Here is a 15,161-nt window from a genome sequence, read left to right on the forward strand (position 1 = left end):
AGGGCCGCGAGGCCGCGCGTGGAGGGCGGCGGCCTGCTTCAAGCTCAGTAGTTGCCGGAGATGACCTTGGGCAGGGCCTTCGCCAGGTCCGGCAGGGGGCCAATCTGCCGCGTGTCCGAAGCCTGCGCCGTGCCGTTGTTGCGCAGCAGGCCGCGCATCTGCACGGACGTCAGCAGCCGGCCGTTGGCGCGCGCCACGCCCTGGGCGCTGACGGCGGCGCCCACGATGATGGGCGACGCGCTGGAGGTGCCGCTGAAGGTGGACGTGTAGTACTGGTCCTCGCCGTACCCGCTGCCGAAGCGGTCGCCGTAGCCGGTGGTGACGACGGACTCGCCCCAGCCGTGCACGTTCACGCGCTGGCCGAAGTTGGTCCAGCACATGGGCACGCGCGTGGTGGCGGTGCTGGCGCCCACCAGGATGGCGCCCGAGTCACGCGTGGCCGGGTTGAACCGGCCGCCGTACGCGGCCGCGTCCAGGTTCGCGCTGCCGTTGCCCGCCGCCTCCACGATGATGACGCCGTTGGCGGTGGCGTTGCGGATGGCGTCGTAGTTGTCCTGCCAGTACTCCATCGCGATGTAGTTGCACTGGGACGTGTTGCACGTGCAGGCCGTGCCGTCGCTGGGGCCGCCCGCGTGCAGCTCGATGAGGACGACGCCGCCCGTGCCCACCGCCGCCGCCGCGTTGGTGATGGCGCTCGCGGTGCTCTGCGCGCCAATGGCCTCCACGCCCGGCGTCGCCGCGTTGGCGATGCCCGTCACGCCGTAGCCGTTGGACGCGCCCACGATTTCACCCAGCACCGCGGTGCCGTGGTTGCGCCAGCCCAGGTCGTTGTACTGCGTGCCGCCCACGCGGAAGAACGTGGGGAAGTCCTCGTGCGTGGTGCGCCAGCCTCCCTCGATGTCCACGAACTTCACGTTGGTGCCCCGGCCGCCCGTCACCGTCCACGCGTACGTCGCGTTGATGCCGGAGGGCGCCGCGTTGAGGTAGCCCTGGTTCGCCTGGTACAGGGGCGTGGTGGGCGGCAGGTCCGCCGCGGACAGGAGCGCGCGCAGCCCCGCCTCCATGGCGAAGTTCACCATCGCCGGCTCCGGGGGCGGCGCCGCGTAGGCCGTCTCCACGCTGCCAACGCGGTTGAGCGCCGCCACCAGGTCCGCCACGGTGTCCGCGGTGGTGCCGGGCAGCAGCGGAACTTCGAAGTACAGGTTCAGGTCCGCCAACTGCTCGCCGCTCGCGCGCTCACCGGACGCCTTGCTCGCGTCCAGCGTGGCCTCCTCCGCCTGGAACACCCGCTCCAGCGCCCCGATGCGCGGCGCGCGGTCCAACAGCGCCACCACCTCCGCCAGGTCCGCGTCCACGCGCGCGGCGTCCAGGCGCAGGCCGGCCAACAGCTCGCGCTCGCCGGCGCTGCGCTCGGAGGACAGGGCGCGCAGCGCGTTGTCGCGCAGGCGCACGTGGCTGCCCTCGTGGAACTTCACCACCAGCCGCTCCACGAACGTCCCCGCGGGCAGCTCGCGCCCCGTGGGCTTCGCCAGGAGCGCGCGCGGCGCCAGCGAGGGCGCGGCGCCAGCAGCGGGGGCCAACGCCAGCAGGGACACAGCCATGACCGCGCTACGCAGGCGGAGCGGGGACAGCGTCGACTTCAGCATGGACTTCCTCCGGGATGGACAACATCCCCACCATGCCACGCCGGTCTGTCATTCAAATCTGGCTATTCTGCTATTTCTATCCTGATGGTTTATTCGCGCCTCATTGAACCGGGTGGGCGTGCGAAGGCGCTCAGGTGCTCTGCTCGAAGGGGACGGGGGGCCGGGCCAGGGCGCGCTCCGCGGACAGCCGGGCCTGGTCCAACGCGTCGAAGCCGCGCTCCAGCGTGGCGGGCGTCACCGGGGGCAGGTTGGAGACGACGACGTAGACGGGCACGTCGCGCGTCTGGAGCACGGTGAGCTGGAGCCGGAAGTGGTCGCGCCGGAGCGCGGCGGACCCGGCGGCCAGGCCCTGCGGATAGGCCATGGGGCCGCCCACCACCTTGCGCGTGCGGCTGGGCAGGTAGTGCACGAGGATGGCGTCCAGGTCCTTGCCGATGGCGCTCTCCTGGAGGGCCAGCGCGGGCGCCTTGTCCACCAGCCCGCCGTCCCAGAAGAGCTGTCCGTCCAGCGGCACCGCGCGGAAGAGGCCCGGGTACGCGCAGGTGGCGTGGACGCGCGGGGCCAGCTCCCCGGTGGTGAACGCCTGGTGCGTGCCCTGGGTGAGGTTGGCGACGGTGAGCAGCAGCGGGTGCGGCAGGTCCTCGAAGGTGGACACCGGCAGCGTGGACTCCAGCAGGCGCCGGAAGCGCTCGCCCTTGAGCAGGCCCGTGAAGCCGTGCCCCTGGGACGCCACGTTCAGCATCGCGCCAAGGGGGTCCGGGTCCCAGAAGTTGGCCCGCGTCTGGCGCAGCACCAGCTCCTCCAGCGCCGGCATGGGCATGCCCGCCGCCGCGTACGCCGCCACCATCCCGCCCGCGGACGTGCCCGCGTAGGCGTGGGGCTTCAGGCCGCTGGCGTGCAGCCCCTTCAGGAAACCCGCATGGCCGTAGAACCCGAAGTAGCCCGCGGAGAGGACCAGCCCGAACCGCTTGCCTTCGAGCAGGGAGTGCAACGTGGAGGAGGGAGCCATTTCGGATTTTTACGGGATGGGTGCGTTCCAAGGCAACGCAATGCGTTGCCGGGGCCATTGTGCCCGTGTCAGAGCATCGATATATGTTGATGGCTCGATATGGACGTCCTCTCCCAATCCTTCCGTGTCCTGGGGGACACGACGCGGCTGCGCATCCTGCGGCTGGTGGCCCAGGCGCCGCTGAACGTGACGGAGCTGGTGTCGCTGGTGGGGGTGGCCCAGTCGTCGGTGTCGCACCACCTGTCGAAGCTGAAGGGGCTGGGGCTCATCCGCGAGGAGCGGCAGGCGGGCTTCACGTACTACTCGCTGGCGCTGGAGTCGGATGACTCGCGCTGGCCGCTCGTCCGGCTGGCGCGCGAGGCGGAGGACGCGGCGGGGGACTCGGCGCGGCTCAACGACCTCTTGCGCGCGCGGGAGGACCGGCAGGCGCTCAACGAGCGGCTCCTGGAGCCCGGCCAGTCGTGGTTCCTCTGGGCGGGGGCGTTGGCGTCGCTGCTGCCGCCCCTGGACGTGGCGGACTTCGGCTGCGGCACGGGCGTGTTCAGCCGGGCCATGGCGCGGTGGGCGCGGCACGTGTGGGCCATTGACCAGAGCGAGGACGCGCTGTCCCAGGCGCGGGCCCTGGCCCAGCGTGACGGGCTCACCAACATCACGTTCCTGCGCGAGGACCTGCACCGGCTGTCCCTGGCCGGCGGGCGCATGGACCTGGTGGTGATTTCGCAGAGCCTCCACCACGTGGAGGCGCCCGCGGCGGTGGTGGCGGAGGCGGCGCGGCTGCTCAAGCCGGGGGGCCGGCTGGTGGTGCTGGAGCTGATGCCGCACGAAGAGAAGTGGGTGCTGGAGCGGTTGGGGCACCGTCACATGGGCTTTTCGCCCGAAGTCCTGGAAGCGGCCCTTCGCGAGGCCGGCTTCACGTCGTTCACCCGCGAGACGCACGCGCGCGACGGGGCCAGTCCCTTCCGCGTCTTCCTGCTGACCGGAGTCAAACCGTCATGACGAGCCACATCGCCCAACCCCTGCCGCTTCCCCCCGGGGAGCACGGCCAGCGCGTGCAGGCGCTCCAGGCCGCGATGCGCGAGCGCATCCTGGTGCTGGACGGCGCCATGGGCACGCTCCTGCAGGGCCACCAGTTGATGGCGGCGGACTTCGGCGGCGCGGAGTACGAGGGCTGCAACGAGCACCTGGTCCTCACCCGCCCGGACGTCATCGAGGGCATCCACGCGAAGTACTTCTCCGCGGGCGCGGACGTGACGGAGACGGACAGCTTCGGCGGCACCCCGGTGGTGCTGGCGGAGTTCGAGCTGGGCCACAAGGCGATGGAGATCAACATCGCCGCGTCCCGCCTGGCGCTGAAGGCCGCGAAGGCCGCGGAGGCGAAGGACGGGCGGATGCGCTGGGTGGCGGGCTCCATCGGCCCCACCACCAAGGCCATCAGCGTCACGGGCGGCATCACCTTCGAGGAGCTGGTGGACAACTTCGCCGTGCAGGCGGAGGGGCTCGCGGTGGGCGGCTCCGACTACCTGCTGGTGGAGACGGCGCAGGACACGCGCAACGTGAAGGCGGCGCTGCTGGGCATCGACCGGGCCTTCCGGAAGCTGGGCTGGAAGCTGCCGGTGGCGGTGTCCGGCACCATCGAGCCCATGGGAACCATGCTCGCGGGCCAGTCCGTGGAGAGCCTGGCCACGTCGCTGGAGCACACGGACCTGCTCTACCTGGGGCTCAACTGCGCCACGGGCCCGGACTTCATGACGGACCACATCCGGTCGCTGTCGTCCATGAGCCCGTTCCCGGTGTCGTGCGTGCCCAACGCGGGCCTGCCGGATGAGAACGGCCAGTACCTGGAGTCGCCGGAGATGATCGCCCGGTCGCTCCGGCGCTTCTGTGACAACGGTTGGATCAACGTGGTGGGCGGCTGTTGCGGCACGCACGCGGGCCACATCGAGGCGCTCGCCGCCGCGGTGAAGGGGCTCAAGCCGCGCACGGAAGTTCCGAAGCCGCGCTCGTCGCTGTCCGGCGTGGACTACCTGGAGGTGACGGACGAGCAGCGCCCCATCATCGTGGGTGAGCGCACCAACGTCATCGGCAGCAAGAAGTTCAAGGAGCTCATCGTCGCGGGCGCGTTCGACGACGCGTCGGAGATTGCCCGCGCCCAGGTGCGGCGGGCGGCGCAGGTCATCGACATCTGCCTGGCGAACCCGGACCGGGACGAGTTGGAGGACATGCGCCACTTCCTGGAGGTGGTGGTCAAGAAGGTGCGCGTGCCGCTGATGATCGACTCGACGGACGAGAAGGTCATCGCCATGGCGCTCACGTACTGCCAGGGCAAGGCCATCATCAACTCCGTCAACCTGGAGGACGGCGAGGAGCGCTTCGAGAAGGTCGTCCCGCTGGCGAAGGCGTTCGGCGCGGCGCTGGTGGTGGGCTGCATCGACGAGGTGGGCATGGCCGTCACGCGCGACCGCAAGCTCGCCGTGGCCGAGCGCAGCTACGAGCTGCTCACCCAGAAGTACGGCATGCGCCCGGAGGACCTCTACTTCGACCCGCTGGTGTTCCCCTGCGCCTCCGGTGACGCGCAGTACACCGGCAGCGGCGTGGAGACGATCGAGGGCGTGCGCCTCATCAAGCAGCGCTTCCCCCAGTGCCGCACGGTGCTGGGCATCAGCAACGTGTCCTTCGGCCTGCCCACCGCGGGCCGCGAGGTGCTCAACTCCGTGTTCCTGTATCACTGCGTGCAGGCGGGCCTGGACATGGCGCTCGTCAACTCGGAGAAGCTGGAGCGCTACCCGTCACTGCCGGAGGAGGAGCGCAAGCTCTCCGAGGACCTCATCTACAACCGGGGCACGGACCCCGTGACGCCCTTCGCGGCGCACTTCCGCGAGCGCAAGCCCGCACGCGCCCAGGTGAGCAGCCTGCCGCTGAACGAGCGGCTCCAGCGCTACATCATCGAGGGCACGCGCGACGGCCTGACGGCGGACCTGGACCTGGCGATGAAGGAGATGTCGCCGCTGGAGATCATCAACGGGCCGCTGATGAAGGGCATGGACGAGGTGGGCCGCCTCTTCGGCGCCAACGAGCTCATCGTCGCGGAGGTGCTCCAGAGCGCGGAGTCCATGAAGGCGGCGGTGAGCCACCTGGAGCCGCACATGAGCAAGACCCAGGCGGCGTCGCGCGGGAAGATCGTCCTCGCGACGGTGAAGGGGGACGTGCACGACATCGGCAAGAACCTGGTGGAGATCATCCTCGCCAACAACGGCTTCCAGGTGGTGAACCTGGGCATCAAGGTCCCGCCCGAGCAACTGGTGCTGGCGGTGAAGGAGCACCGCCCGGACATCCTGGGCCTGTCCGGCCTGCTGGTGAAGAGCGCGCACCAGATGGTGGCCACCGCGGAGGACCTGCGGCGCGCGGGCGTGGAGACGCCCATCCTGGTGGGCGGCGCCGCGCTCAGCCGCAACTTCGTGGACCGCAACATCGCCCCGGCCTACGGCGGCGGCACGGTGGCCTACGCGCAGGACGCGATGAACGGCCTGGAGCTGGCGAAGCAGATTGTGGAGCCGGGCGCGCACGCGAAGCTGCGGGATGACCTGGCCGCGCGGCGGCTGAAGCTGGCGCAGGAGGCGAAGGACCGGCCCGCGCCCGCGGCCCCGGTGCGCCGCTCGCGCAGCACGGAGGTGCCGGTGCTGGCCACGGTGCCGCCCGCGCCGGACTTCGCGCGGCACGTGCTCACCAACACGCCGTTGGACCACATCTGGAAGTTCATCAACCCGGTGATGCTCTACGGCCGCCACCTGGGCCTGCGCACGTCGTCACGCGCGCTGGGGACCCCGGCCGAGGCGGAGCTGGCGAAGACGGAGGAGGGCCGCAAGGCGCTGGCGCTGAAGGAGGCGGTGGAGGAGCTGAAGACGCTCCTGCGCGGCGGCGTGATGCACGCGCGCTCGGTGTTCCAGTTCTTCAAGGCGGCCAGCGACGGCGACCGGGTGCTGCTCTTCGACGGCACGACGGGCGAGCCGGTGACGTCCTTCGACTTCCCCCGGCAGGACAAGGACAACGGCCTGTGCCTGGCGGACTACGTGAAGCCGCTGGAGAACGGCAAGCCGGTGGACGCGCTCTCGCTGTTCGTCACCACCGCGGGCGCGGGCATCCGCGAGCTGTCCGAGGGCTTCAAGGCCAAGGGCGAGTTCCTCAAGATGCACGCGGTGCAGGCGCTGGCGCTGGAGACCGCGGAGGGCTACGCGGAGCTCCTGCACACGCAACTGCGCAGCATGTGGGGCTTCCCGGACCGCGCGGACATGACGATGCTGGAGCGCTTCCGCGCGGAGTACACCGGCAAGCGCTACTCGTTCGGCTACCCGGCGTGCCCGCGGCTGGAGGACCAGACGAAGCTGTTCGCCGCGCTCAAACCGGAGGAGATCGGCGTGCAGCTCACCGACGGCTGCATGATGGAGCCCGAGGCGAGCGTGTCCGCCATCGTCTTCCACCACCCGGGCGCCACGTACTTCTCCGTGACGTGACCGGAGGAACACCGGGAAGAGGGCCGGAGGGCCACTCTTCCCGGGGGATGCACGAACGTCAGGCGCGCAGGTCGCGGAGGGCGTCGGAGAAGGCCCCGGCGGCGACGCCCAGGCTGGCGGCCTCCTTGCCGTGCTTCTTCCGGTCCTCGGCGTTCTTCGCCTTGTCGTCGTTCAGCTTCTTGTGCGCCTCGTCGCGGGCCTTGCCCTCGTCGTGGATCGCCTTGTCCTCATCCTTCTTGGCCTTGTCCGTCAGGGCATCCGCGGCCTTCTTGCCCAGGTCGGCCGCCTTCTTGCCCGTGTCGATGATGCCCATCAGCGACCACTGCTCGGCCAGCGCCGCCTGCACCGCCTGACGCAGCTCCTGCGCGCTGTGGCCCACCTCGGGCGCCGCCACCTGGCCCGCCTCCGCCAGCTTCGGCAGGTCCCGCGACGTGATGAGCCCCGCTTCGGTGTTGTGCTTCGACATGGTGTATCCCCCTGGTGATTCCGGCATTCCCGCAAGGCCGGAATTTTACAGCTTCATGATGCTAGCGGGGCTTGAAGGAAGCGCGCAAGGGCCTGGGCGATGGGGAGCCCCGTGTGCTGCTCGAACCACATGAAGCCGGGGCAGGTATTGACCTCCAGGCACACCCAATCGCGCGGGTCGGCGGAGCCGCCGGGGGGCTCGATGAGGTCGATGCCGGAGAGGTGGAGCCCGAGCGCGGAGGACAGGCGCCGGCACGCGTCGGCCACGGGCTCCGGCAGGGTGGTGGCGCGCAGGTGCACCGGGTGGCCGGTCATGTCCGGGTGCCGGTAGTCCAGGGCCTGCGACTCCGCGCGGCACGCGAAGACCTCACGGCCTCCCACGACGTGGACGCGCACGTTGGTGCCGCTGATGCGCTGCTGGAACTGGTGGGGCGGCGGAGCCCGTCCCGGCAGGAACGCGGCCCGGGTGTCATCCCAGGAGACCTGTTTCACGAGGGAGCGCTCGTCGCTGACGGACTTGATGACGGGGTCCCCCGTCAGGCCCCGGGCGAAGGGCTCCCACAGCCGCCAGTCGCCGCCCGCCAATGTGTCGGGCACGCTCAGGCCCGCGGCGAGGATGGCGGCGTACTGGCAGGGCTTGCTGTTGTTGGACACCATCGCCGTGGGGCGGTTGGCCACCGGGCCGTGGAAGAGGTCCATGAGGGCATTCGCGTGGGCCCGCTCGGCGCGGACCTCCGGCGTCACGTGTTCGCGGACGCCCCCCGTGCCCAGGCGCGAAAAGATGCCGGAGATGTCCTCCAGGTCGACGCGCCAGGTGGGAAAGCACACCGCTCCTCGCAGCCTCCGCGAGGCGTGAGGCCCCGGCGCCAGGTCCAGCTCCAGGCGCACCTGCGTGCCCAGGTGCCGCTGGTCCACGAAGAGGTACTCGCTCTTCGTGTCGGTGAGGTGCGCGAGGAAGAAGGACGTCACCAGCTCATCGATGGGGCCCATCAACAAGATCACGGCCCGACCTCCTGGCCCGCGAGCCGCGCGCGGACGAAGTGTTCCACCTGCTCCACGAGCGCGGGGTGCTCACCGGAGAGCATCGACTCCAGGCCCTCCGGAACGAACGACAGTTGGAGCGCCGCCCAGGCCGTGGGGGACGCGGAGGGCACCAGCAGGACCTCCAGGAACTCCGCGCCACAGCCGGCCGCGAGCCGCGCGAGGTCCGCGGCGAGTTCGGGTGTCGGCGCCACCCGGGTCCCGCCGCCGTCTTCGACGCTCCACAGGCTGACCTGCTGGCCCATCACCCACGCCATGTGGAGCGGCCCCGGCGCGGACACCGTCCACCAGACCCGTGCATCGGTGCCCCCCGCCTCCTGGGGCCAGGGCTTCCACCGGCGGCCGTCCTCGGGGGGCGTGCCCACATGGAAGTGGGGCGGCGCGAGGACGCAGGCCCCCTCTCGTGCCGGGAGCTGTTGGGCGAGCAGCCGCCAGGAGGGCACCGTCCAGGGGACGGAGAGCAGGCCCCTGCGGTTGAGGGTGCGCGCGGGGCAGGTGGTGTGGAAGCCCTCGCGCAGGGCCTCCCGCTCCGCGCGCAGGTAGTCCTCCTCCGGGGGCAGCGGGCCTTCGGAGAGGCACCAGAACACGTCCTCGCGCTCCAGCTCCTCGCGGCCTTCGGGACCGAGCAGCCCCGCGCGGAACCGGCCGCCCTTCACCTCCACCCAGGGCGTCGTGGTGGCGCCCCAGGCTCTCACGGGCACCTCCACGGCGCGGAACCCGGCGCGCAGGGCCTCGGCGCGCAGGAGGTCGCGCAGGTGTGGAAACAGCTCCGCGCCGACGAGGACGAGCTTGGGCATGGACCCGGAAGCCTCGCAGGCCGCCTCCCCGGGGAACAATCCCCCCATCCAAGTCCGGCCGCCTTTTCCCGGAAGGGATAGATTGCCGCCATGCCTTCGCCCACCATCCGTCGCGCCGTCCAGCTCCTGCCCGCGTGTGCCACGACGGGCATTGGCAGCCTGCCGCACACCCAGGTGGAGCTGGGTCTGCAAGCCGCGCTCGCCCTGGACATCCCGTTCCTGCCGCAGCTCCCGGTGGGTCATCCGTCGGAGCTGATGATCCCCGCCGCGCTGGAGGGCCTGCCGGGCCTGCGCTTCGACGAGGACGGCGTGTGCACGGTGGACGTGGAGGCGTGGAGCGCGGGGCGCGAGGCCTTCGAGAAGCGGCTGGAGGTGGCGCTCGCCGCCGGGGACCTGGAGGCCTTCGAGCCCACCGCGGACGCGTGCCGCGCGTGGAGGCCGTTCCTCTGGGAGGTGGAGCACCGCAAGCTCGCGTTCGCGAAGGCGCAGCTCGCCGGCCCCTTCACGGTGCGCTCCGTGGTGCGCACCGCGACGGGTGAGCCGGTGCTCTCGGTGCCGGGGCTGGACGCGGCGCTGTACCGGCTGGTGATGGTGCGCGCGCTGGCCATGGTGCGCGCCCTCAAGCGCACGGGCACCACGCCCCTGTTCTACCTGGACGAGCCCGGCCTCTACGCCTACGTGCGGATGAACCCGCAGCACCTGTTGGCCCAGCAGGAGCTGCGGCTGCTGGTGGTGGCGCTGCAGCGCGAGGGCGCGCTCGTGGGCATCCACTGCTGCGGCAACACGGACTGGGGCGTGCTGCTGGACGCGCAGGCGGACCTCGTGTCCCTGGACGTGCGGCTGTCGCTGGACGCGATGCTGGAGGAGACGGACGCGCTCAAGCGCTTCCTGGACTCCGGCGCCACGCTGAGCCTGGGCGTCATCCCCACGGACCTGGCGTCCACGTATTCGGTGGAGGAGCTGTCGGACTCGGTGGAGGCGTCGTTGAAGGCGGCGCTGCCGGACGGCATCGGCTTCTCACGCGCGCTGTCCACGGTGCTGCTGACGCCCGCGTGCGGGCTGGCGATGCGCTCGGTGATGGACGCCGAGCGCATCCTGGAGGAGCTGAAGCAGGCCCAGCGCCGGCTGAAGCGGGCGCTGGAGTTCGAGCGCCCGGCCCTCCAGGGACTTCCGCCCGCGCACTGAAGCCGCGCGCGGGCGGCCTCGGGCGGCGGACTACTGACGGCCGAGCCGCAGCTCGCGCTCCGCCTGGTGCCAGTCCTGCTCGGGGTTGCCGTGCGTGCCGCCCCGGGCCTGGAAGATTTCGTAGGCGCGGCGGGCGATCTGCTCCTGCGTGGGCGCGGCGGTCTTGCTCGTGGGCGCGCTCGCCGTGGCCGCCGGCTTCTTGTCCTCGGTCCGCTCCGGCGCGGCCTTGGGGGCCGGGTTCGGTTGGGACTTCTGCGCGTTCTGACGGGCCATGGGGTTTCCTCCTGGAAAAGGCGACCTGAAGCTTCGGCCGCGCCCCTCTCTCGCGGAAGAGACCCAAGGCGTACGGGGTTGCCGGAGCGACATCCCAGGTCGCGAAGTGTTGAGGGACCAACGGGCCATCCCGCTCGGAAAATCCGTCAGCGGAAGGGCCCTGGACGGGTGGTCCGCGAGCGCGAGCCCACCAGGCGCTTCATCGCCTGGTCGCCCTCTTCGCGGGCGTGGCCTCGGCGCCCATCACGCCGTGCCCCAGCGCCGCGTCGAGCGCGCGCTGCATCGCGGTGCTCATGCCCAGCGCCTCCGCCTCCTGGGGCGTGCACCAGCGCAGCTCCTGGAACGCGGCGGACTTCGTGGGGCGCGCGTCGCCCGTCACGCGCAGCAGCCGCAGCGTGAGGTCGCGGTGGGTGAGCTGCCGGCGCACGCTGTCCAGCGTGCCCACGAGCGTGAGCGGCGCGCCCAGCGCCGTGGTCAGCCGCTGCGTCGCCTCCGCTTCGGGCGTGTCCTCCTCCACCTCCACGGCGGGCAGCTCCCACAGGCCGCCGAAGAGGCCCTTGTCCGCGCGCCGCGCGAAGAGGAGCGTGCCCGCGTGCGGCCACACGGCCAGCGCCAGGAACAGCTTGCGCGGAGCGGCGCGCACCTTGGCCGGCGGCAGCTCGTCCACGCGCCCCTTCTTGAACGCGATGCACCCGTCGCGCACGGGGCACAGCAGGCACAGCGGAGACTCCGGCCGGCACACCGTGGCGCCGTGCTCCATCAGCGCCTGGTTGAAGTCCCCGGGCCGCTCGCCCTTCACCAGCGCGGAGGCCAGCGCCCAGAGCGTGGCCTCGCGGTCGCGGTCCCCGGGCAGCCCCTCCACCTCGAAGAGGCGCGACAGGACGCGCGCCACGTTGCCGTCCACGATGGGCGCCTCTTCACCGAAGGCGATGGAGGCCACGGCCCCGGCGGTGTAGCGCCCGAAGCCGGGCAGGGTGAGCAGCTCCCCGGCCGTGGCCGGGAGCTTCCCGCCGAAGCGCTCCACCACCTCCTGCGCGGCCCGGTGCAGGTTGCGCGCGCGCGAGTAGTAGCCCAGCCCCTTCCACCCGGAGAGCACGTCGTCCAGGGGCGCGGAGGCCAGCGCCTTCACCGTGGGAAAGCGCGTGAGGAAGCGCTCCCAGTACGGGATGACCGTGGACACCTGCGTCTGCTGGAGCATGACCTCGCTGAGCCAGATGGCGTACGGGTCGCGGGTGCGCCGCCAGGGCAGGTCGCGCTTGTTCCGGTCGTACCAGGAGAGCAGCGGACCGTGGATGGCGGTGTGGCGTTCAGGGGAGACGGGGGCGGGGAGTGCCCCGGTGTCGGTGCGCTTGCGTGGGCTCATGTGATTCTTCGCGGGGGGCGCGGCACCATACCCGTACGGTCGGGCGCACCCGGCGTTTCTACCAACGGCGGGGGGCGGTTGTCCGGCCGCCCGTCCCTCTTCTGGCGGGGCGGGCGATCGTCTATAGGATGCCCCGCGTCCATGGCCCGCCCTCCCATCACCAACGACTTCTCCTGGTCCAAGAGCCGCCACGAGAAGTTCTCCGAGTGCCTCCGGGCCTACTACCTCTACTACTACCGCTCCTGGGGCGGCTGGGAGGCGGAGGCGGCCAGGGACGTGCGCGAGCTCTACGTCCTCAAGAAGCTGCACAACCGCTACACCTGGGCGGGCAGCATCGTGCACGAGGCCCTCAAGGACGTGCTGCTGGACTGGCGCGCCGGCCGTGACGTGGACCCCGCGAAGGTGGAGGCCCGCACGCACAAGCTGATGCAGGACGACTTCCGGCACTCGCGCTCCAAGGCCTACTGGACGACGAAGTACCGCAAGCCCTTCACCGGCCTGGCGGAGCACGAGTACGCCGAGGACGTCCCCAACGAGGCCTGGAAGCAGAACTTCGAGACGGTGCGCAACGCGCTCGCGTGGTTCTTCCAGTCGCGCTGGCCCACGGTGGCCAAGGGGCTCAAGCCCGCGCAGTGGCTGGAGGTGGACGCGGGCTTCGACTTCGCCCACTTCGTCATGGACGGGGTGAAGACCTTCGCCATCCCGGACTTCGCCTACGTGGACGCGGAAGGCTCCGTCGTGGTGGTGGACTGGAAGACGGGCCGCTCGCGCGAGGGCTACGACGAGCAGGTGCTGGGCTACGCGCTCTACATCGCGCAGCGCTACCGCTACCCGCTGGAGAAGGTGCGCGCGTCGCTCGTGTACCTCAACGAGGGGCAGGAGCACGACGTGACGGTGGACCCGTCCGCCATGGACGGCTTCCGCCAGTACTTCGCCCGGAGCGTGGAGGGGATGCGCTCGCTGCTGAATGACCCCGGCACCAACACGCCGAAGGAGCCGGAGGCCTTCCCGCAGACGGGGAACCTGGACGTCTGCGCCCGCTGCGTCTTCCGCCGTCCGTGCGGCCGGGAGCCCGCGGTGGCGCAGGCCCGGCCGCGCGTGGCCTGAGGGCGCGCGCTACCGCGCGGAGGCGAGCCGGCGCACCACCACGCCCGCGGCGTTCATGCCGAAGGCGGAGGTGACGAACGCCACGCTGCCGTCAATCTGCGTGCGGTGGTCGCAGGTGTGGAACTCGTTGTCCTGCGGGCAGACGCACAGGAAGCCGTCGGTCGCGTCGTCGTAGTTGAGCGGCACCGGCTGCCGGCGCGTCTCGATGGAGTAAACGGCGGTGATGCCCGTGTGGCGCTCCGTCTCCACGCCGTACTTGCGCTTGAGCAGCTTGCGGATGTCCTTGGCGAAGGGGTCCATGTGCGTCTCGCTCAGGTCCTCCACGCGGATGGCCGTGGGGTCCAGGCGTCCCGCGGCGCCCATGGAGCTGACCACCGGCAGGCCCAGCGTCACGCACCGGTGCAGCAGGTGCAGCTTCGCCTTCACGTTGTCGATGGCGTCCACCACGAAGTCGTAGCGGCCCGCGGGCAGCAGTGTCTCCGCCAGCTCCTCGCGGTAGAACTCGCGCAGGGCCTCCACCCTCGCCTGCGGGTTGATCTCCTGGCAGCGCTGGGCCATCAGCTCCGCCTTCGATTTGCCCACCGACTTCACCGTCGCGTGGAGCTGGCGGTTGGTGTTGGTGACGCACACGTCGTCATGGTCCACCAGCGTCAGCCGGCCCACGCCGCTGCGCACCAGGCCCTCCGCGGTGAAGCTGCCCACGCCGCCCAGGCCGAACACCACCACGTGCGCGTTGGCCAGCCGCTCCATGGCGCTGTCGCCCAGGAGGCGCGCCGTGCGGTCGAAGCGGCGCGACAGCTTGAAGGGCTTCGCCAGCGAGGCCGCGTTCTCGACGGTGTTCGAAGCGGCCGGGGAGGCGGGGAGCGCCTCGGTCTCGGCGGTGGGGGAGGGGGCGGGCTGCGGGTTCATGAAGGGCTCCTCTATCACGCGACGCTCGCCTACCGCGAAGGGGAGGGGAAAGCTTCCCGGAACAGGCGCCGGGCGTTCTCGGTCGTCCGCTGGGCGAGCGCCTCCACCGGCTCTCCCAGCGCCTGCGCCATGCCGGCGAGGATGTGGGGCAGGTAGCCGGGTTCGGAGCGCTGCCCCCGGAAGGGCGTGGGCGCCTGGTCCGGCGAGTCCGTCTCCGCCACCAGCCGGTCCGCCGGAATCACGCGCAGGGCGTCCAGCGGCTTGCGCGCCTCCGCCCACGTCACCGGGCCCGCGAAGGAGAAGTGACAGCCCTTCTGGATGTAGAAGCGCGCCAGCTCCGCGCCGCCGCTGTAGCTGTGCATCAGGATGCCGGCCTCCGGCCAGGCCTCCGCCTTCAGGAGCTCCATCAGCGCGGGGTGCAGCCGGTGGCAGTGCATCAGCACCGGCAGCCCGTGCTTGCGCGCCAGGGCCAGGTGCCCGCGCAGCACCGCCAACTGCCGCTCCAGCGGGGCGCCGGGGAGGGAGGGGCCGTCCAGGCCGCACTCGCCCACCGCCACCGCGCCGCCCCGGGACAGGAGCGCGTCCAGCCGCTCCAGGTGCGCGCCGTCGTCCTCCGGCGGCAGGTCCGGCAGGAACTGGGGATGGATGCCCAGCCCCACCTGGACGCGCGCGTCCCTTCGCGGCAGCGCGAGCAATGGCTCCCACGTGTCCGGGCCCACCGCGGGGATGAGGATGCCGTGCAGCCCCGCGGCCCAGGCGCGCGCGACGACGTCGTCACGGTCCGGGTCGAAGCGCGAGGCGTCCAGATGGCAGTGCGTGTCGATCATTGAGCACCCTTCTTCCCAGACCCGTTCAATC

General features: G+C 71.3%; 13 protein-coding genes. 4 read left to right on the top strand and 9 right to left on the bottom strand.

What is annotated here, in order from left to right; all coding sequences use genetic code 11:
• Positions 1 to 44: 44 nt before the first annotated feature.
• On the bottom strand, positions 45 to 1,646 hold the full coding sequence (locus K8556_RS03060) for a S8 family peptidase (protein ID WP_223738504.1): 1,602 nt from the start codon (positions 1,644 to 1,646) through the stop codon (positions 45 to 47).
• A gap of 130 nt (positions 1,647 to 1,776) precedes the next feature.
• Complete coding sequence (locus K8556_RS03065) at positions 1,777 to 2,655, bottom strand: patatin-like phospholipase family protein (protein ID WP_223738505.1); 879 nt, start codon at positions 2,653 to 2,655, stop codon at positions 1,777 to 1,779.
• A gap of 99 nt (positions 2,656 to 2,754) precedes the next feature.
• Between K8556_RS03065 and K8556_RS03070 the strand changes: the two genes are divergently transcribed.
• Complete coding sequence (locus K8556_RS03070; RefSeq protein WP_223738506.1) at positions 2,755 to 3,651, top strand: metalloregulator ArsR/SmtB family transcription factor; 897 nt, start codon at positions 2,755 to 2,757, stop codon at positions 3,649 to 3,651.
• Positions 3,648 to 7,163, top strand: a complete 3,516-nt coding sequence (gene metH, locus K8556_RS03075; RefSeq protein WP_223738507.1) for a methionine synthase — start codon at positions 3,648 to 3,650, stop codon at positions 7,161 to 7,163. Before K8556_RS03070 ends, metH begins: the two co-directional genes overlap by 4 nt.
• Positions 7,164 to 7,221: 58 nt before the next feature.
• Here the strand turns inward: metH and K8556_RS03080 are convergent, their stop codons facing one another.
• From K8556_RS03080 to K8556_RS03090, 3 genes are read right to left on the bottom strand one after another with little or no spacing between them, the layout of a single operon-like run.
• Positions 7,222 to 7,629 carry a hypothetical protein gene (locus K8556_RS03080; protein ID WP_223738508.1) on the bottom strand — a complete coding sequence of 136 codons (408 nt, stop codon included), beginning with the start codon at positions 7,627 to 7,629 and terminating at the stop codon, positions 7,222 to 7,224.
• Positions 7,630 to 7,682: 53 nt separating this feature from the next.
• On the bottom strand, positions 7,683 to 8,630 hold the full coding sequence (locus tag K8556_RS03085; RefSeq protein ID WP_223738509.1) for a RimK family alpha-L-glutamate ligase: 948 nt from the start codon (positions 8,628 to 8,630) through the stop codon (positions 7,683 to 7,685).
• Entirely contained in the window at positions 8,627 to 9,466 is an 840-nt protein-coding gene (locus K8556_RS03090; protein ID WP_223738510.1) for a hypothetical protein, read from the bottom strand. The genes K8556_RS03085 and K8556_RS03090 overlap by 4 nt, the downstream gene beginning before the upstream one ends.
• A 90-nt stretch (positions 9,467 to 9,556) precedes the next feature.
• Between K8556_RS03090 and K8556_RS03095 the strand changes: the two genes are divergently transcribed.
• On the top strand, positions 9,557 to 10,651 hold the full coding sequence (locus tag K8556_RS03095; RefSeq protein WP_223738511.1) for a hypothetical protein: 1,095 nt from the start codon (positions 9,557 to 9,559) through the stop codon (positions 10,649 to 10,651).
• A gap of 30 nt (positions 10,652 to 10,681) precedes the next feature.
• Here the strand turns inward: K8556_RS03095 and K8556_RS03100 are convergent, their stop codons facing one another.
• Both K8556_RS03100 and mutY read right to left on the bottom strand, forming a co-directional pair.
• Complete coding sequence (locus K8556_RS03100) at positions 10,682 to 10,924, bottom strand: DUF2934 domain-containing protein (RefSeq protein WP_223738512.1); 243 nt, start codon at positions 10,922 to 10,924, stop codon at positions 10,682 to 10,684.
• A 199-nt stretch (positions 10,925 to 11,123) separates the two neighbouring features.
• Positions 11,124 to 12,287 (bottom strand): A/G-specific adenine glycosylase, encoded by a 1,164-nt coding sequence (mutY, locus tag K8556_RS03105; RefSeq protein WP_223738513.1) that lies wholly within the window; start codon positions 12,285 to 12,287, stop codon positions 11,124 to 11,126.
• 141 nt (positions 12,288 to 12,428) lie between these two features.
• Between mutY and K8556_RS03110 the strand changes: the two genes are divergently transcribed.
• Positions 12,429 to 13,394, top strand: a complete 966-nt coding sequence (locus K8556_RS03110; RefSeq protein WP_223738514.1) for a PD-(D/E)XK nuclease family protein — start codon at positions 12,429 to 12,431, stop codon at positions 13,392 to 13,394.
• Between the two features lie 9 nt (positions 13,395 to 13,403).
• Here the strand turns inward: K8556_RS03110 and K8556_RS03115 are convergent, their stop codons facing one another.
• Positions 13,404 to 14,303 (bottom strand): ThiF family adenylyltransferase, encoded by a 900-nt coding sequence (locus K8556_RS03115; RefSeq protein WP_223738515.1) that lies wholly within the window; start codon positions 14,301 to 14,303, stop codon positions 13,404 to 13,406.
• Between the two features lie 29 nt (positions 14,304 to 14,332).
• Positions 14,333 to 15,130: a TatD family hydrolase gene (locus tag K8556_RS03120; RefSeq protein ID WP_223738516.1), complete on the bottom strand. Its 798-nt coding sequence runs from the start codon at positions 15,128 to 15,130 to the stop codon at positions 14,333 to 14,335.
• Positions 15,131 to 15,161: the final 31 nt, after the last annotated feature.

Origin of the sequence: Corallococcus sp. AS-1-12 (assembly GCF_020036995.1) — a bacterium.
Taxonomy (GTDB): Bacteria; Myxococcota; Myxococcia; order Myxococcales; family Myxococcaceae; genus Corallococcus.